The 19,029-nt window shown below is 47.7% G+C and carries 15 protein-coding genes; 11 read left to right on the top strand and 4 right to left on the bottom strand.

Going from position 1 to position 19,029, the window contains the following annotated elements:
* The 6 genes from CMM32_10105 to CMM32_10080 all read left to right on the top strand — a co-directional run.
* Positions 1-139 (top strand): serine--glyoxylate aminotransferase (locus tag CMM32_10105; GenBank protein ID MBT07246.1); only part of this gene is annotated, 139 nt, incomplete at its 5' end.
* 103 nt (positions 140-242) lie between these two features.
* Positions 243-1,664, top strand: coding sequence for an amidase (locus tag CMM32_10100; GenBank protein MBT07245.1), 1,422 nt, complete (start codon positions 243-245; stop codon positions 1,662-1,664).
* 6 nt (positions 1,665-1,670) lie between these two features.
* Positions 1,671-2,363 carry a carboxymethylenebutenolidase gene (locus tag CMM32_10095; protein ID MBT07244.1) on the top strand — a complete coding sequence of 231 codons (693 nt, stop codon included), beginning with the start codon at positions 1,671-1,673 and terminating at the stop codon, positions 2,361-2,363.
* An 83-nt stretch (positions 2,364-2,446) separates the two neighbouring features.
* The gene (locus tag CMM32_10090; protein MBT07243.1) at positions 2,447-3,583 is read left to right on the top strand and encodes an acyl-CoA dehydrogenase; all 1,137 of its coding nucleotides are present in this window, start codon (positions 2,447-2,449) and stop codon (positions 3,581-3,583) included.
* Positions 3,584-3,614: 31 nt separating this feature from the next.
* On the top strand, positions 3,615-4,823 hold the full coding sequence (locus tag CMM32_10085; GenBank protein MBT07242.1) for an acetyl-CoA acetyltransferase: 1,209 nt from the start codon (positions 3,615-3,617) through the stop codon (positions 4,821-4,823).
* Between the two features lie 79 nt (positions 4,824-4,902).
* On the top strand, positions 4,903-7,026 hold the full coding sequence (locus CMM32_10080; GenBank protein MBT07241.1) for a 3-hydroxyacyl-CoA dehydrogenase: 2,124 nt from the start codon (positions 4,903-4,905) through the stop codon (positions 7,024-7,026).
* Positions 7,027-7,078: 52 nt separating this feature from the next.
* Here the strand turns inward: CMM32_10080 and CMM32_10075 are convergent, their stop codons facing one another.
* Positions 7,079-8,719, bottom strand: a complete 1,641-nt coding sequence (locus tag CMM32_10075) for a long-chain fatty acid--CoA ligase (protein ID MBT07240.1) — start codon at positions 8,717-8,719, stop codon at positions 7,079-7,081.
* A gap of 49 nt (positions 8,720-8,768) precedes the next feature.
* Positions 8,769-9,554 (bottom strand): hypothetical protein, encoded by a 786-nt coding sequence (locus tag CMM32_10070; protein ID MBT07239.1) that lies wholly within the window; start codon positions 9,552-9,554, stop codon positions 8,769-8,771.
* A 444-nt stretch (positions 9,555-9,998) separates the two neighbouring features.
* Between CMM32_10070 and CMM32_10065 the strand changes: the two genes are divergently transcribed.
* Entirely contained in the window at positions 9,999-11,876 is a 1,878-nt protein-coding gene (locus CMM32_10065; GenBank protein MBT07238.1) for a 2-oxoglutarate ferredoxin oxidoreductase subunit alpha, read from the top strand.
* Positions 11,876-12,898: a 2-oxoacid:ferredoxin oxidoreductase subunit beta gene (locus CMM32_10060; GenBank protein MBT07237.1), complete on the top strand. Its 1,023-nt coding sequence runs from the start codon at positions 11,876-11,878 to the stop codon at positions 12,896-12,898. Before CMM32_10065 ends, CMM32_10060 begins: the two co-directional genes overlap by 1 nt.
* 15 nt (positions 12,899-12,913) lie before the next feature.
* Here the strand turns inward: CMM32_10060 and CMM32_10055 are convergent, their stop codons facing one another.
* Positions 12,914-14,764, bottom strand: coding sequence for a hypothetical protein (locus tag CMM32_10055; GenBank protein ID MBT07236.1), 1,851 nt, complete (start codon positions 14,762-14,764; stop codon positions 12,914-12,916).
* A 38-nt stretch (positions 14,765-14,802) separates the two neighbouring features.
* Positions 14,803-15,663 carry a xylose isomerase gene (locus tag CMM32_10050; GenBank protein ID MBT07235.1) on the bottom strand — a complete coding sequence of 287 codons (861 nt, stop codon included), beginning with the start codon at positions 15,661-15,663 and terminating at the stop codon, positions 14,803-14,805.
* Positions 15,664-15,862: 199 nt separating this feature from the next.
* Between CMM32_10050 and CMM32_10045 the strand changes: the two genes are divergently transcribed.
* From CMM32_10045 to pcaG, 3 genes are all read left to right on the top strand, one after another.
* Positions 15,863-17,491: an FAD-binding dehydrogenase gene (locus CMM32_10045; GenBank protein MBT07234.1), complete on the top strand. Its 1,629-nt coding sequence runs from the start codon at positions 15,863-15,865 to the stop codon at positions 17,489-17,491.
* A complete protein-coding gene (pcaH, locus tag CMM32_10040) occupies positions 17,488-18,201 on the top strand; it encodes a protocatechuate 3,4-dioxygenase subunit beta (protein MBT07233.1) in 714 nt (237 codons plus the stop codon). Before CMM32_10045 ends, pcaH begins: the two co-directional genes overlap by 4 nt.
* Complete coding sequence (pcaG, locus tag CMM32_10035) at positions 18,197-18,781, top strand: protocatechuate 3,4-dioxygenase subunit alpha (GenBank protein MBT07232.1); 585 nt, start codon at positions 18,197-18,199, stop codon at positions 18,779-18,781. Before pcaH ends, pcaG begins: the two co-directional genes overlap by 5 nt.
* Positions 18,782-19,029: the final 248 nt, after the last annotated feature.

The following is a 19,029-nucleotide window of genomic DNA, read 5'->3' as shown; positions in this document are numbered from 1 at the left end:
TTTTCGAATTGGCCACCTGGGAGACCTAAACGAACCCATGATCCTTGGGACCCTTGCTGGGGTGGAGATGACATTAAAAAAGCAAAAAATCCCTTATGAGCCAGGAGGCGTGGAAGCCGCTATTAGCGCTTTGATATAGATCGATGATATTGTTGTTTACTTAAAAAGTTATTCTAACAAGTACCGGCATCAAGAAAATACAGTCGGCGAAACCCGTTACAAACCACTTGGAGATTTAATCGATGAACGAACTCGTTAAACTTTCTGCCAGGGAAGCTGTCACGCTTCTGAAGAAACAAGAGGTGTCTCCCCTCGAGCTCATTGATGCTGCAGAAGAACAAATACAAGAGACTAATACTGCCATAAATGCTATTCCAACCTTGTGCATCGACCGAGCCCGCAAGAATGCACAAAGGATTTTGAAAGAGACGCCGTCAGACCTTCCACCACATTATCTTTATGGCCTACCAATTGCAGTAAAGGACCTGGTTGAAGTAGAAGGTGTACGAACTACATTCGGTTCTCCCATATACGAGGACCACGTGTCCGACCACTCGGATTATTTAGTGGAGCGCTTGGAACGCAACGGCGCCGTGGTAATTGGAAAATCAAATACACCAGAGTTTGGCGCGGGGTCACATACTTTCAATGAAGTTTTTGGCCACACACACAATCCATGGAATACGGGCCTGACTGCAGGTGGATCGTCAGGTGGATCTGCAGCAGCACTCGCTGCCGGACAAGTATGGCTGGCTACAGGAAGTGATCTCGGAGGCAGCCTCCGAAACCCCGCCAGCTTTTGTTCGGTAGTGGGACTAAGACCAAGCCCTGGTCGAGTGGCCCACGGACCCTCCGCACTTTCCTTTAATGACTTGAGTGTTGATGGTCCTATGGGCAGAAATATAGCTGATGTGGCCCTTATGCTGGATGCGCAGGCAGGAAGAGATGCTCGTGACCCCATATCACTACCCTCTCCGGAAACCCAGTTTGCCGAAGCCGCCTCAAATCCCACCAAGCCAACCAAAATTGCCTTCAGTCCGAATCTTGGATTTTTGCCAGTAGACCCAGAAGTGGCAAAACTTTGCGAAGCAGCAGCCAAATCTTTTCAGGACATGGGGATAGCGGTTGAAGAAGCCTGCATAGACTTCACAGGAGCTGACGAAATATTTCATGTGCTAAGAGCACAATTGTTTGCTGCAGGCAGGCAACATTTCTTGGATAAGCGTGAACTATTGAAACCTGAGGTTATTTGGAACATAGAGGCCGGACTGCAAATGTCAGGGGAACAGATAGCTTCAGCAACCCACGCCCGGGGCCAATTATTTCAGAGAGCGATTACCTTTTTTGACGAATATGATCTGCTCTTATGTCCCGCAGCGGCGGTTCCTCCATTTGATGGCACAATGCGGTATCCCACTGAGATTGATGGAACTAAATTAGAGCGATACATAGATTGGCTTATGATCTGCGGTATGATTACCTTAACTGGTTGCGCAGCAGCATCCATACCGTGCGGTTTTACTAAGACCAACAAGCCTGTCGGACTTCAGGTTGTTGCCCGGCCTCGTGGCGAAGCCGAAGTAATTTCTGCTTGCAGTATTTTTGAACAAGCACATCCGTACGCCGACATGGTCCCGATCAAACCAAAATTCCCAACTTCTTAAATAAATATGAAGAGCATAGTTACAATTGAGACGAAGACTGGATCCTTTTCGGCGTACTTGTCTGTGCCACAAAACCCAAGGGCGCCAGGGCTAATAGTCCTTCCTGAAATCTACAACTCAAACGAACACATCAGGGATGTTGCTGATCGATTTGCGGAAGAAGGGTATCTGTCCATTGCGCCAGATGTATTTTGGCGCCTCCACCCAGACCGTTATCTCCCCTACACCCCAGATGGACTGAAAATGGCCCGGGAACTCAATGAGAAACTTGATGTGGATCAGTTGGTAGAAGACCTAGGCACTGCTATAGCAAGTCTTCGCAATCATCCCAAATGCTCAGGGCTTGTTGGTTCGGTGGGATTTTGCCTGGGTGGCAAATTGTCGTTCTTATGTGCCGCACGGAACGAAATACATGCTGCGGTAAGTTACTATGGCGTCAATATTGAGAGCTGCTTGGAGGAGGTAGAACAAGTGACCTGCCCGACACTTCTACATTTCGCTGGAAACGATCCGCGGGTACCATCCGCATCTCGTGAAGCAATTGAAAACGGGATATCCAGTAACCCCAATATAAGTACTCGCCTATACGAGAGAGCTGAGCACGGATTTAACCGACTTGGATATCCACCCTATCACAAAGAATCTGCAGACCTAGCGTGGAGAAGAACGATTTCCCTGTTTGATGAGTACCTCACCTAGGACAGCCAAGGGCTGCATTAAAAATAGCAGCATTGCTAAGGATAGTAGGACGGATATAGGATCCCCTCATGGACACTACTCCAATTTTACCTAGGCCAATGTTTACTTCTGAACACAATACGTTCCGAGAAGCAACTCGCCGTTTCATTGCTCAGGAAATAGTGCCTCACCACCCTGACTGGGAGAAGGCGGGGATCGTGCCTAGAGAGGCCTGGCAAAAGGCCGGAGAGCTGGGGTTGCTCTGCTGTACGGTCCCAGAAGAATATGGCGGACCAAACGGCGACTTCCTCCACTCCACCATAGTAATAGAAGAACTAGCAAGGGCAGGAGCCTCAGGGCCTGGGTTCTCGCTTCAAACAGATATCGTAACCCCCTATCTACTCCACTACGGATCTGAGGGGCAAAAGAAACATTGGCTGCCTAAAATGGCCTCAGGAGAGGTAATCACGGCAATAGCCATGACCGAACCTGGAACCGGGAGCGATCTACAAAGTGTTAAGACATCCGCAATAAAGACCGGAAACGAACTCACAATTAATGGCCAGAAAACCTTCATCACAAATGGCCATAACGCGGACCTCATAATNGTGGTGGCAAAAACAGANCCAGATCNAGGAGCGAGCGGNACAACCCTAGTACTTGTGGAATCAGACCGCGAGGGATTCAGCCGAGGACGCAANTTAGAGAAAACAGGTTTGAAGGCCCAAGATACCTCGGAACTCTTNTTTGATAATGTCAAGGTACCACGCACCAATATNCTTGGTGANGAGGGTGGCGGTTTNAAACAGCTAATGCAGGAGCTTCCCCAAGAACGCCTCGTTATAGCCATCGGCGCTGTCGCTTCGTGCGAGGCGGCACTTGAATGGACTATCGAGTATACCCGACAAAGGAAAGCGTTTGGTAAATCCGTCGCCGAGTTTCAAAATACTCGGTTTAAGCTAGCCGAAATTAAAACCGATATAACGGCTGCACGTGCCTTCTTGGACAGATGCTTAGAGCTGCACACTAAGGGGGAGTTGGACGCCACAACCGGTGCCATGATCAAACTCTGGACCACTGAAATTCAGAGCCGGGTCCTTGATGATTGTGTTCAATTACATGGTGGATATGGCTATATGTGGGAATATCCAATTGCTCGAGCATGGGCCGATGCTAGAATTCAAAGGATCTACGGCGGAACTTCTGAGATAATGAAAGAACTCATCAGCAGAGACTTGTAACAGCCAGCGAGCCACTAGAGAGGAGACCAAGGTGACAGATGCTTTCATTTACGACGCAGTTCGAACTCCGCGCGGCCGGGGAAAGNCAGACGGNGCACTGCACGAGGTAACCCCCATCCGACTAGCGGCAGGAACACTTCGAGCTCTCGAGGAACGCAATCATTTAGATACTAAGCAAGTCGATGACGTCGTCTTGGGTTGCGTGGAGCCTGTTGGCGACCAGGGCGCTGATATCGCAAGGCTGGCGGTTCTCTACGCCGACTACGATCAATCTGTCTCAGGAGTTCAAATAAATCGCTTCTGCGCATCAGGTCTGGAGGCCGTGAATATGGCCGCCGGCCAAGTTATGTCTGGACAAGCCGACTTGTCGATTGGTGGAGGGGTTGAGTCTATGTCCCGCGTCCCCATGTCATCTAGCGGAGGTGCCTGGCCATTAGATCCCGACGTTGCATTTAAGACCTACTTTATTCCCCAGGGCATTTCTGCAGATTTACTTGCTACAAAATATGGTTACAGCAGAGATGATGTCGACTCCTATGCCGTCGAGTCACANAAACGGGCTAGGACTGCGTGGGAAGCCGGTCATTTTGCGGGGTCAGTTGTTCCTGTAGAGGATCAAAATGGATTATCTATACTGGAAAAAGATGAGCACATGAGGCCCAATACAACTATGCAAAATTTGGCCTCTCTCAACCCCTCTTTTGAAAAGCATGGCTCTTCAACAGGATTCAATGATGTTGCGATCCAGCGCTATCCTGAGGTGGAGCAAATAAACCATGTCCATCATGCAGGAAATTCATCAGGAATAGTGGATGGTGCCGCTGCTGTTCTGGTTGGAACAAAAGAGATTGGTAGCAAGCTTGGCCTAATACCCAGGGCAAGAATACGATCCTTTGCTTCGGTCGGCACCGAGCCATCAATCATGCTGACAGGACCAAGCCACGCCAGCGAAAAAGCCCTACGCCGTGCTGGCATGGAGACCTCGGATATAGAGCTATTTGAATTGAACGAAGCATTTGCGGCAGTAGTCCTGCGCTTTATGGAGAAGCTTCAAATTTCTCACGACCAAATTAATGTGAATGGTGGCGCAATCGCCATGGGACACCCCCTCGGAGCAACCGGAGCTATGATACTCGGAACTCTTTTAGATGAAATGGAACGACAAGATTTGGTCACGGGGCTAGCGACGTTGTGCGTCGGAGCTGGAATGGGAACTGCGACTATTATTGAACGGGTATGAAGACATAGATCGCGTNCCCCCTTCAAAGAATCCAAAAGCTAACCTAACACCAGGCCCATAGGCCGAGTGGAAAAACTTAATGATCGAATATGAAGCAGAAAATGGGCTCGCTGTAATTTCCTGGAATATGCGCGGGAAGGGAAATTTTTGGAATACCGAGTCTACAAATATTTTTTCGGAGTTTGTTANAAAATCTATCGCTGATAACGAAATTTCAGGCGTTGTNATTACGTCGGNNAACCCACACTTCCACCTAGGAGATGATCTGCAGGAGNTAATGAAACTCCCNGATGCGAAAACGATTATGGAATTTTGTGCGTCTTGGCATCAAATTACTCGAGCTATTGAAACCTCATCCAAACCATTTGTTGCTGCAATAAACGGAACAGCAGTGGGGACCGGGTTTGAACTTTGTCTTGCCTGTCACCATAGAGTCTCCTCCAACAACATCCAAGCTCGCTTTGGGTTCCCACAAATAAACTATGGCCTTGCCCTTCGAGGCGGAAGTACGCAGCGTATCCCACGAATGGTTGGCATACAGTGCGCAAACGAATTGCTACTCGACGCTTCCACAATGACCNCGAGAGAAGCACTCGAACACAAACTAATCGACGATATAGTGCCGGGAGAAACATTGCTTGAAAAAGCCAAGGACTGGTGTTCTGCCTCACCATTGGATCTGTCAAAGCCTTGGGATAAAAAAGGCTCTAAAATCCCAGGTCCCCAACTATGGGATGCTCAAGGAACGGCCGCCTTGACTATTTCCAATGCCAGAGCACATAAGCAAACTAGAGGAAATTGCCCCGCCCATAGGGCTATTTTATCGTGTGTGTATGAAGGACTTCAAGTGCCCCTTGATACGGGTCTCAGAATAGAATCCCGATGGTTTGCCAACATTCTACTCGGCGACGTCGCTAAAAATATGGTGCGTACCACACACTTTAACATCAATAGGGCAGATAGGCTCCCCAGCCGGCCTACAGGCACCCATGAGAAACAATTTGAAACGGTGGGCATCATAGGTGCCGGGACGATGGCANCTGGTATCGCCCATGCATCCGTNTGCGCCGGCCTAACGGTTGTANTGGTAGGCAGGACCAATGAGGAAGCTCAACAGGNNAAGANTNAAATAGCANNACTTATNGNANAGGGGGCCAGTNAAGCACTGGACNCCAAATTATCCAAAACTCAAATGCTCCANAATATACAACCTACANCAGATTTCTCTAATTTAGCTGGTGTCCAAATAGTTGTTGAGGNNGCTTATGAAGATCCAGAGGAAAAGCGTGATANAATTCAAAATACTAAAGNAAAGGTTNNCCNAGANGTGTTTTTCACGAGCAANATATCAATGCTGCCGTTCTCAAGCCTTACACCAAATTATTCTGATCCCAAAAAATTTATAGGACTACACTTTTTCTCTCCAGTGACCCGAATGAAATTAGTTGAAATTGTAGTTGGAAAGGAAACCTCTGACGAAACTCTCTTTACTGCGATTGACTATGTCAAGCTGATCAAAAAAATTCCGATAGTAGTAAATGACTCTGCTGGTTTTTACGTAAATAGAGTATTTGAAACTTACGTTCAGGAGGGGCTCGCGCTTCTAACAGAAGGAGTTTCCCCAGCTTTGATTGAAAACGCAGCATTACTTAGTGGAATGCCTGTTGGCCCTCTTGCGGCAGCAGATGAAATATCTCTCAAATCTATCCAATGCATCGCTAGAAAGAGGAAGTTGGATTTAGGGACGAGTTACGTTCCATTGCCTGGTGAAGAAATAATTTCTCAAATGGTCGATACGGAGCACAGAATGGGGAAAAAATCCGATAAAGGATTCTATGAGTATCCCGCTAACCAGAAGCGATACCTTTGGCCAAAACTTTCTCAACTAGTCGCCACAAAATCTAATTCAGAGACCCTTACAACTGATACCATCAAAAAGCGTCTCCTTTACATCCAAGCTCTTGAAGCAGTCCGTTGCCTCGAAGAGAATGTAATAAGTAGCCCAGAAGATGCAGATATAGGCTCTGTCTTCGGATGGTCCTTTGCGCCACACACGGGCGGGGTTCTCTCTCTTATTCACACAATTGGTCTGAAAGCCTTCGTTAAGGAGTGCGATTTATTAGCCCAAGGCTTCGGAGATCGCTTTATTCCCAGCCACTATTTACGGGATCGAGCGGACCAAGAAGAACCATTTTACTCTTGATTGACCATAAACACTCATTAGAAAAAAGTACCATTACGGACAAAGTCTCGATTCAGGAGGCCGTTGGAAGAACATATTCCGCATACATCTCTCGGAGCTTTGTTTTTAAAACTTTNCCGGTCGGAGTGTGNGGCAACTCTTCAATGAANACAACGTCATCTGGGGTCCACCACTTCGCAATTTTTCCACTATAAAAATCAATCAATTCANNGGCAGTAACCTCNACATCGGGTTCTTTAACTACTACCAGAAGCGGGCGTTCATCCCACTTGGGATGACTAACTCCAATTACCGCACATTCAGCCACCGCCTCATGCTCCATAGCCACATTCTCAAGCTCAATAGAGCCAATCCACTCGCCNCCCGATTTAATTACGTCCTTCGCACGGTCNGTAATTTGCATATANCCTTCACTNTCCAGCGTGGCTACATCGCCTGTATCAAACCAACCATCGTCATCTAAAATTTGTCCACCTTCCCCTTTGAAATATTCTTTTGCAATCCATGGCCCACGCACCAACAAATTACCAAAGGCTACGCCATCTCTGGGCAGTTCAACGCCCGACCCGTCCACAATCTTCATCTCTACGCCAAACAATCCCCTACCCTGCTTCTCCTGGAGCTTATACTGTTCTTCCTTCGGCAAATTAGCCGCCGTCTTTTTCAAAACTCCNGTGGTCCCTAAAGGNCTCATTTCTGTCATCCCCCAGGCATGACACACTCGAACTCCGTACTCCTCCTGAAGTGTTCTTACCATCACAGGTGGGGCAGCTGTTCCACCTATAACCACCCGTTCCAGACAACCCAGACCTTTCCCAGACTTCTTTAAATACTGCAAGATTCCGAGCCAGACAGTTGGAACGGCCGCACTCAAAGTCACCCCTTCCTTTTGAATGAGTTCTACTAGAGACTCCCCATCCAAATAACGACCTGGAAAAACCATCTTGGCCCCCCACATGGGAGCGGCGTAGGGAGTGCCCCACGCATTGGCATGGAACATTGGAACTATGACCAATAGACTATCATCATTCCGTATTCCAAGCCCATCGGCAGATGAGGCACACCAACTATGTAGCACTGTTGAACGATGCCCATATAGTACGCCTTTTGGATTTCCCGTAGTTCCTGAGGTGTAGCATAGGGAGGAGGCCGTATTCTCATCAAACTGGGGCCACTCGTAATGGGGCTCGCAACCCTCTAGCAGACTTTCATAACANTACACATTTGCGAGAGTCGTTTCCGGCATTTCCTCCACATTGCACATAACTATGAAACCCTTAACGCTGTTTAAGTCTGTGTGAAGGCCCTCGACTAGGCTCATAAAGGTGGGGTCCACAAACAGAAACTTATCTTCCGCATGGTTCATAATATAAATCAACTGTTCCTCAAACAGTCGCGGGTTTATGGTATGGCAAACGCATCCCATTCCTGAGCTGGCGTAATAGACCTCAAGATGCCTATAACTATTCCATGAAATTGTGCCTATTCTATCCCCTTGCTCAGCGCCTATACCCTCTAATGCATGNGCAAGTTGCTGGGTTCTCTTGTAAACTTCAGCATAGGTTGTCCGGTGTATGGTGCCATCATTATTTCGGGTGACGATTTCATTTTCACCATGGTAGTCCGCCGAGTACTGGATAAGTGAGGAAATCAACAGCTGTCGATCCTGTATCAGCGCCTTAAGAAGAGCCATATTGCAACTCCAGATAAATTCCGTTGATTAAGTTGTTTATTACGAACATTTAGTCGAATTTGATTTCCACCGTTCCGCTAGAACCAATCTCCGCTTTGATGCTATCGCCTTGGCCAGGCCAAGCTACAGCTGCACAGCAGCTCCCGGTAGTAATAATCTCACCCGCAACTAAGCTAATGCCTCGAGCGGACAAATCATTGGCCAACCAAACGACGGACTCCAAAGGATCTGCTCCGGTCGCATTTGATGACACCCCTGTACTAAATTCCTCCCCATTAATGAGTAACTTGACTGGAATACTCAGCCGATCAATCGTATCCCAATTCTCTATTTTTCGACCCAGAACGAATGCTCCGTGAGCACCATTATCTGCGATATTGTGGGGCACTCCCGCCTTTAGGCCCACCTCGTATCGGCTATCAATAACCTCTATTGCCCCATACATAGACTCCACAGATNCCCTCACATCATCCAATGAATAGGATTTGCCAGAGCTTAAATTTTTACCAAGNCGAAAGGCCATTTCAACTTCGATACCCGGAGAAAAAAAGTCATTAAACTTTAGAGAAACGGGGCTATCAAAGGTTATGCTATCTAGCATCCTTCCACTAAACGGCGCATCAGTGCCTAGGGTTTCTTGCGCCTTCGCATTTGTTGCACCAACCTTCCACCCAATCACAGCGGACCCTAGCGTTTGGGAAAGCTGGTCCTGGATTTCATATGCCTCTGCAGAGTTGCTCGGCCTGCACGAATCGGGCAACAAGGCTGCATGAGAATGATTTTGCCGTGCCTCCAGCAAAANCCGNGCTGCGGTTTCAATAGATCCTTTATCCATGGGTCCCTCCTTACAGGAATTAATCAATTATCNGGGNTATACAAGATTACCAGNAACCANAGTCAACATTAGAATAAGACCTAAAAACAAGCCTGTTTTGCCCTTTAAGTTAAAAACCTTCCACTAACTATAGACAGCATCTATTCCACGTGGTACCTGTCCGCTCAGTGTCATACAATATGTGGTTAGGCGCTGATTAAATGAAAGCAGCCAAACCGGGTCCTTTGGCCCATCAAGTTAGCCATATCCAACAGTCCACTGTGANCTGTGGTAACACAGGACGCTACCCTTTTTTTGCAACTCAGGATTATTAAGGGGTTGGAAAATTGCCATTTAGTACCAATATGTTAGAGATGTACACACGCAAATATGCTGTATATACCCTACACCGTAACCGATACCGAACAACAGAGATAATTGACCAACTAGCCCGCAGGATATTTCATGGCCAATAGCGTTTCTGGCTCCCAAGATTTCTCCGAGGGGATGCGCCAAAGCCGAGAGTCGGTGGTAATCCGATTCGCTGGAGATTCTGGTGATGGGATGCAACTCACTGGCAGCCAATTTACGCTTTCCAGTGCTTTGCTTGGAAATGATCTAGCCACCTTCCCTGACTNCCCTGCCGAAATCCGTGCACCCGCTGGTACGACTTTTGGCGTTTCTGCATTCCAGGTTCACTTCTCAGCGCAACCAATTCTGACCGCTGGAGATGAGCCCGAGGTTTTAGTTGCCATGAACCCTGCAGCTCTCAAGGTTAACGTAGGCGATCTTAATCCAGGAGGACTGATAGTCATCGACCGTGACTCTTTTAGCGATAAAAANCTGCGGAAAGCTGGCTACGAGACTAATCCACTGGAAGACCACTCTCTAAAGGGATATCGAGTCCTCGCAGTAGACATGTCAAAGTTGACCCAAGCCGCTGTTAAGCCTTTTGGACTGACCCAGAAGGAATCACTACGCTGCAAAAATATGTGGGCTCTTGGGCTAATGATGTGGATGTATAACCGCGATCGAACCCCAACTGCCAAATGGCTGAACGAAAAGTTTAAATCACGGCCCGAATTGGCCGATGCAAATGTGGCAGCTCTGAATGCCGGCCACGCCTACGGTGAGACTGCGGAGTTACCTGACCATCGGCATGGCTATTCTGTTCCAAAAGCAAATATTGAACCAGGTGAATATAGAGCAGTAACCGGAGGAGAAGCCCTGGCTTGGGGTCTAGCCGTGGGCGCCCAACTAGCTAAACTCAAACTCGTTTTTGCCTCATACCCAATAACTCCGGCTTCTAACCTCTTGCATATTTTGGCAGGCCTTAAAGAACAAGGCGTCGTTACATTCCANGCCGAAGATGAGATTGCCGCAGCCTGCTCCGCNATTGGGGCGTCCTATGCAGGGGCAATCGGGGTAACTTCCAGCGCGGGACCAGGTGTCGCACTTAAAACTGAAGCCATAGGTCTGGCAGTTGCCACGGAGTTACCACTAATAGTGGTAAACTCCCAGCGGGCGGGCCCCTCAACTGGACTACCCACCAAAACAGAGCAGTCTGATCTTTGGCAAGCTGTTTACGGGCGTAACGGGGATACCCCCCTGGTAGTCCTAGCGACCCATTCACCGGCCCATTGTTTTGAGATGGCCATCGAATCTGTGCGGATCGCGACGAAATACATGACACCAGTAATGCTCCTGACGGATGGATACCTTGCTAACGCTTCCGAACCCTGGTTGCTTCCAAACATCGATACACTTAACCCCTTCCCCGTCTCATTTCACAAAGAAACAAAGGGATTTCACCCCTTCCTAAGGGATAAGGACACACTGGCTCGAGCTTGGGCGGTCCCTGGAACTCCAGGTCTCGAACATCGCATCGGAGGCCTGGAGAAAGACTTCGATACCGGGAATATTTCCTATGACCCTGAAAATCATGGACACATGACGAAGGTCCGGGCTGAAAAAATCGAGGGCATATCGCAAGGTATTCCNCTTCAAGATGTTGCCTCAGGACCGAACAGTGGAAAGTTAGCTGTAATAGGTTGGGGTTCCACCTATGGGGCAATAGAGGAAGCGGTTAAAACAGCAAATACCGAAGGCCTCAACGTTGCCCATATCCACCTTCGCTATATAAATCCCATGCCCAAGAATATGGGTGAACTACTCAGTCAGTATGAGAACGTCTTGATACCAGAGATGAACTCAGGACAACTGTTAAACATTATTCGAAGCAAGTTTCTAGTTCCTGCTGAAGGCCTAAATAAAATTACAGGCCAGCCGTTCAAAGTGAAAGAAATCCTAGCCGCCATTCGATCTCAAACCGAGAAATTATAATGACTNTTTCCCAGAAGATAGAAAATTTAAAACCAACAGACTTTGCATCCGATCAAGAGGTTCGTTGGTGCCCAGGNTGTGGCGANTACGCAATTTTAAAAGCAGTTCAAAGAACACTTGCTGAGGANGGTGCCCAGAAGGAAAAAACTGTCTTCGTTTCNGGGATCGGATGCTCCTCTCGCCTGCCNTACTATATGTCCACCTACGGCTTCCATACCATTCATGGGAGAGCGCCAGCCTTTGCCACAGGGATTAAACTCACGAACCCTGAACTAGACGTGTGGGTAATTACGGGAGATGGAGACGGCCTAAGTATCGGTGGCAATCATTTGATGCATGCCCTCAGGCGCAATGTGGATTTTCAAATCCTCCTCTTCAATAATGAAACTTACGGNCTAACCAAAGGACAGTATTCGCCAACCTCAAGGCCNGGCACCCGCTCACCNTCTTCCCCTGGTGGCTCTATCGATAGCCCATTTGTACCATGTACTTTGGCACTGGGAGCTGGTGCTAAATTTGTTGCGCGCGGTGTCGACACTGCAATAAAAGATCTATCGGGCACTCTTAAACGCGCCCGCTCTTTTCCAGGAACCGCGTTCGTCGAAATTTTTCAAAACTGCATTGTCTATAACGACAAAGTTTTTTCCAGTTTTACGGAAAGAGAAAATTCTGCCGACACACAAGTAAAGGCGGTTCACGGCAAGCCTTTGATTTTTGGCGCCGACAATAACAAAGGATTAAGGTTTGATCCTGTAAAAGTCCGGCTTGAAGTAGTAAATATTGCAGAAGAAGGAATTACAGAGAAGGACGTTTTAACCCACGACGAACATAATCCAACTCTTGCGGCTCTACTCGCCGCAATGCAGCCACCTGATTTTCCAATGGCCATCGGCGTTCTATACAGCGAGCCCGGTGAAACTTATGAAGCTAAAGTATACGCCCAACTTGCTGGTGCCAAAAACGGTGGAGCTGACCTAAACGATGTGATCCGCCGCGGCCATACCTGGCGAGTTGACAAATAATATCCCCTCTGCTCGTTAAGCCACTATAACCTCACCTCCTGGAGGCTCCGCAAACAACGCTTGTACCAAACTAGCCCTTCTCTGCAAACCCGCACTTTGATTGATATAGCCTTTATCCGTGATCTCATTCCCATCAAACGAGGGAGGTTCAGTAAGCAATAGGACTCTTTGGACCCGGACACTGCTTCCAGAGTTTAGGTTGTTATATTGGGTAAGGCATTCTCTAATTTTTTCTCTCAAACTTTCGTTAGAAACGATATCCTCAACGGCAACGCCCTCTCCTCCACCATCCAAATGAACCTTGCAAGCATCCACATTTGGCCACGCCAAAACTCCTAAGAAGTCTCTATTTTCTCCCGCGATCAAGGCATCACTCAGATAGGGAGATAAAGCCGCTAAAAGGTTAATGCGCACGGGACCGACAGTTACCCACGTACCAGTAGAAAGCTTAAAATTCTCAGACACCCTTCCATCAAAAAAGATCCCCTTCGTTGGGTCATCGGGATCAGCCAAGCGGCCTGCATCACCAATTTTGTAGAAACCATCCTCATCAAATGCCGCACGTGTTAGATCAGGCCGCCCAAGATACCCAGGCGTTACCATGGGACCTCGTACCCTCATCTCTAATTTGCTCCCATTTGGTAAAAATTTTACTTCCGCTCCAGGGAGGGGTAAGCCGATTACCCCCGGGATCGGATCTCTCCAATGGACCTGAGTAATAGTGGGTGCTGTTTCGGTTGCTCCCCAGCCAGAAACTATCACAACCTCATTGGGCGCAAACCTCTTCCCTAACTCTTCAATTCTATCCCATAAATCCTGAGGAAGTGACGCACCNCCATACCCGATAAATGTTAGATTCCTGAAAAAGNTCCTGCAAAACTCTTCGTCCTTCTCAAGTGCCTGAACGAGAAGGTTTAGTCCTGCCGGAACATTGTAGTATACGGTTGGCGAAACCTCGCTCAAATTTTTAATGGTTTCATCAAACATTCCTGGAAGAGGACGACCCGCATCAATATACAAAGTCCCCTGATTCCACAGCACGTAATTAAAAATTCCATTCCCCCCCATTGTATGATTCCAGGGAAGCCANTCCACAACAACTGGAAAGTGGGGGTCTAGGGACACTCGAGTTTGAGCGATCATTTGTTGATTTGCACAAATCATTTTCTGAGTGTTGATTACGCCTTTAGGCATACCTGTAGAGCCAGAAGTAAAAAGATATTTAGCAACAAAATCCGCANCCACCCTGGAAAAAGCTTCTTCTACTTGAGGACCAGGGACCACAGAAGTTAGATCACCGAAGGAGGTAAACGACGTTGAGCTCCCAACACTTGCTACCTCCAAACTGCTATCAAGTGTCGCCAGGGCACTGGCAAACTGTTCAAAATTTTCCGCAAATACCAGTCTAGGTCGGGTAAGATCAACTACATGCTTTAATTTGGCATAATCCGTACTCACAGTGCTGTACGCCACAGAGACTGGAACTACGGGTACACCAATCTGCATAGCTCCAAGGGCCAGCAAAGCGTGATTAATACTGTTTTGGGACAAGATCATAACTGGATCATCTTGGCCCATTTTTCGATCAAGCAACGACTGAGAAATTGAATCAATNATTTTTCGGGCTTCAGCGAAGGTTACTTTCCTCCACTCNCCTGTGGCCTTTCTCTCCGCCAAAAAGACTTGCTGAGGCACTTCAGCATCTGCCTTTCGGACAACATTGCCTATCTGCCTCTCATAGTTCAATAACGGCTGTGGCGAACGCAAAATCATGCCCCCATCAGNACANTGCTCTATTTTCACTTCGGCTGGNGCAAANTCTAAACTCGGATCTCCCTTTGGANNAGCTCCCTCTTCAGTAACCATTGTTTCCCCACTCTTACAATAAAGGCATCGCTCTGCCGTCAACAAACTGTCTTAAAACGCTCAACACAGATATCCAATACATCGTTGGGATCTCGCCTCCACCAATTCGCCTCCGAAAAAATTTCAACCTCGCAAAAACCCCTGTACCCAGTCTCTTCCAGGGCCTTTCTTATCTGCTTAAGATCCGCAACCCCATCCCCCATCATACCTCTGTCTAATAAAACATCCCTGGTGTTGGAAAGCCAATCACAAAGATGAAAACCTGCTACGCGACTCGAATTAATCTTCNGGAGTTCGCTTGCTAANGTCAAATCCCACCAAACATGGTAGACATCAACAGCTATTTTGAGCGAAGGATGGCCGATTTTATTGCAGAATTCTATCGCATCTCGCACGGTCACCAGGCAAGACCTATCTGCCCCATATACTGGGTTAAGCGGCTCAATAGCGAGAGTTACATTTGAATCACCTGCCAAATCTGCTACGTCAGTAATAATAGAAGAAGCTTGGTCTAGGCTAGCGTGGATGTTCTTATGATCCGGATCAACTCCTCCAACGCAAACAGTCAAACACTCCGCTCCTAATTCTGCAGCAGAAACAATGGCTCGTTTGAGATCGTCCAAAATCGTGACTCTACTCTCCTCTGCGAGAGGGCCAACCAGAAATGGCGACCGACAAAGCCCAGAAACAGTCATTCCAGCCTCACGGGTCCGCCTCCCAATATCATATTCCCTTCCTACCACCTCCCTCCGCCACCAAGATATGGCGCCGAATCCCCTAAGAGCGCACCCGTCGATAACCTGTTCAGGTGACCATCCGGCCCCGGCCCCGTCAACGTTGTGGCCCAAAGTGGCCGTATTTAAGCCTAAAGAAGAATGGTCTTTCATAAAATCTCGCATAACTTCCCCCCTTCAGAATTATGCACTAAATTTTGGCAACTCATGATTACATTTTATAAAACGAAATTCGTTTTCTCCTGGTATAATAAATTTACAAAAACCAAACTCATCGTGACCCACTAGGCTTAATTAATATAAGAGAACAAGTGTGGAGACAGATACAACTGATTTTATTGTTGTTGGATCCGGTGCAGCTGGAATGACAGCAGCTCTTACTGGCTCCCTCCTGGGCCTGTCTGTCACTATCTTAGAGAAGGCAGACGTAGTTGGCGGAACCACCTCACTGTCTGCTGGCTCCGTCTGGATTCCCAACACCATTCATTCGCCCCAAACAGGCGATAGCCGAGAAAATGCGGAGACCTATCTCAAAAACACTGTTGGCAACAGAATCCGCCCAGCCATGCATACAGCCTTCTTGAACAACGGCCCGCATATGGTCCAACTTCTATCCCAAACTCACGTGAAGTTTCGACCCTATCCAAAACATCCCGACTACCTCTCCACGGAACCGGGCGCTACCCTGCGGGGGAGAGCGCTTGAACCTCTGCCGTTTAACGCGAGTTTTTTGGGCGCAGATTTTTCTTTGATCAAAGACCCCTTACCGGAATTTACCATACTGGGCGGCATGATGGTGAACCGGGAAGATATTGGCCATCTACTGGGAGCCTCACGATCCCTTAAATCCACCATACAAAGCTTAAAGCTAGTGGGCGGTTATCTGAAAGATCGTTTAATGCACCATCGAGGGACACGACTAGTAATGGGCAACGCCCTGGTTGGCCGATTATTTGTTTCCCTCAGAAAATGCAATGTCCCTGTGCTAACTGACACCAACGTAACTTCGCTTATAGTTGAAAACGAAACTGTGGTTGGCGTCCGTATAGAGACAAAAAGTGGCTCTAAAACACTGCGGTCCAGGTACGGCGTCATCCTGGCGACTGGTGGCTTTTCTCGACATCCTGAACTCAGACCACTACTGCTTCCCAAACCCACTGCCAAGTATTCTCCGATACCAGAGGCCATAACAGGTGATGGAGTGCAAATGGCGCAAAATATTGGTGGTCAGCTTGGTACTGGTCACGCAGAAAACTCTTTCTGGACTCCTGTCTCGGTCAAACCTCGAAAGGATGGTTCAACTGCTATATTTCCCCATTTTGTAATGGACAGGGGCAAGCCGGGCCTCATTGCANTTAATAAAAATGGACAAAGGTTTGTGAGTGAAGCAATTGACTATCACCTCTTTGGGAAAGCAATGTACAACTCTGGCAGCATACCATGCTATTTTATTTGCGATTCGGTCTTCATTAAAAAATACGGTTTAGGCATGGTGTATCCGAAGGCAACCAACCTGCGACAGGCCCTAGCAGATGGCTATCTCGAACAGGCTAGTGAAATTAGAGAACTCGCTCAAAAATTAGATCTAGATCCAATAACTTTGTCGACCCAGGTGGAAAGACATAACCACTATGCAGAAACTGGCAAAGATAAAGATTTTAACAAGGGCGAAAACCCCTACGAAAGAAATTTAGGNGACCCTGAACATAGCCCAAATCCATGCATCGGACCGATAAAGACAGCACCCTTCTTTGCTCTAAAGATCTATTGCGGTGACATCGGGGCGAGCGTTGGGCTGGTGACGGACGAATACGCAAGAGTACTGGACAGCACCCACCAACCAGTTCAAGGCCTTTACGCCTGCGGTAACGACATGGACTCTATCATGGGAGGGGTTTACCCTGGGCCTGGCATTACTCTTGGACCTGGCATGACTTTTGGTTATATCGCCGCAAAACATATATCTGATAACAAGGAAAATGGCGGATCATGAAGGCGAANGTATCTCANCNNGNTAATACAGNANAANCCTCGAANNCANTTACNCCTGNGGCANCTATTNGCTACCGCTCTACCCAGCAACGAGTGCCTTCAAAAGATCCTATTTTGGCACCATTAGGTATAGGGGAGGTAACCGCTCCAGTTTTTGGCCACTCAACTATTGGCCCAAATGATGCCGATCTGACCACCCAACACCAGGGAGAACCCCAAGGCGAACGCATCATAATAACCGGAAAAATTACGGATGCTGTAAATCGCCCTGTCTCAGATGCGTTGGTAGAAATTTGGCAGACCAACGCTGCTGGCCGTTATATCCACAAGGCAGACACACACGAGGCCCCCCTCGATCCTAATTTTTCAGGAGGCGGTAGAACTCTCACCAACGCTGCGGGTATCTACCAATTTACTACCATTAAACCAGGGGCTTATCCTTGGGGAAATCACACGAATGCTTGGCGGCCCGCCCATATTCATTTCTCACTATTTGGGCATACATTCCTCTCCCGCCTAATAACCCAGATGTACTTTCCTGGGGACCCTCTTTTGAAATTTGATCCAATTTTACAATCAGTCAAAAATCCAAAGGCAAGAGACCAGCTTGTAGCTACCTGGGATTCGAGCATCACAAAAACAGGATGGGCACTGGGCTACAAGTTTGACATAGTACTCTGTGGACCAAACCAGACCTACAGGGAGGATTAGCGTGCCCAAGCCCACCCCGTCCCAGACCATAGGCCCATTTTTTGCCTATTGCCTAACATCGTCAAAGTACGGATACACACTAGTCGCAGACAACTCTCTTAAAAGCCCCTCAGGCAAAAAAATTAAAATATCTGGCAAGGTATACGATGGAGAACAAAACCCTGTCCCAGATGCAATGCTTGAAATCTGGCAGGCAGANCCGGAAGGTACTTTTCTCGCACCGCAAAGTGAAAAACATCAATCATTTATGGGTTTCGCCCGAGTTGGAACANGAGAGGANGGANGTTTCCTGTTTAACACCGTNAAACCTGGTTCCTTAAAACCNATCGGGGGCCTCCCTCAGGCGCCCCATATAAATTTACATGTGTTTGCNCGTGGNTTGATAGATCANTTAACAACGCGAATTTATTTTTCTGATGAGGCACACACTTATAAAGACCCATTAATTTCTCTTATAAGCGACGACAATAGAAAGCAAACCCTTATTGCGGAATTTCAAGAAAAACAGGCAGGCTGTGCCATCTACACTTTCAACATAAACTTGCAGGGTGCCAATGAGACAGTGTTTCTACGCTGGTGAAGAAAACTATGAAAAAGAATTTGTTTTAGCCCGTCCTTCAGCAACCCATTCCCAGTAAATAAAAACCAGTTTTACAATCTCATGATCATTGAACCACAATTTCGCACCGAATTTGGTGATAATCTCTGGAGTGACAAAGAACGCATCAGCCGGATGCTCGCATTCGAACGTTGCTTGGCTAACGGGCAGGCAGACGTTGGCATAATTCCATCAGAATCAGCAAAGGCAATCAACTCTGTTGAATGGGA

This window comes from Rhodospirillaceae bacterium (assembly GCA_002728255.1).
In the GTDB taxonomy this organism is placed as follows: domain Bacteria; phylum Pseudomonadota; class Alphaproteobacteria; order UBA7887; family UBA7887.
This window is presented reverse-complemented; position numbering and strand designations above follow the sequence as displayed.

Coding starts and splice junctions, on each gene's coding strand:
- CMM32_10100 (MBT07245.1), top strand. CDS start 243: ATGAACGAACTCGTTAAACTTTCTGCCAGGGAAGCTGTCACGCTTCTG.
- CMM32_10095 (MBT07244.1), top strand. CDS start 1,671: ATGAAGAGCATAGTTACAATTGAGACGAAGACTGGATCCTTTTCGGCG.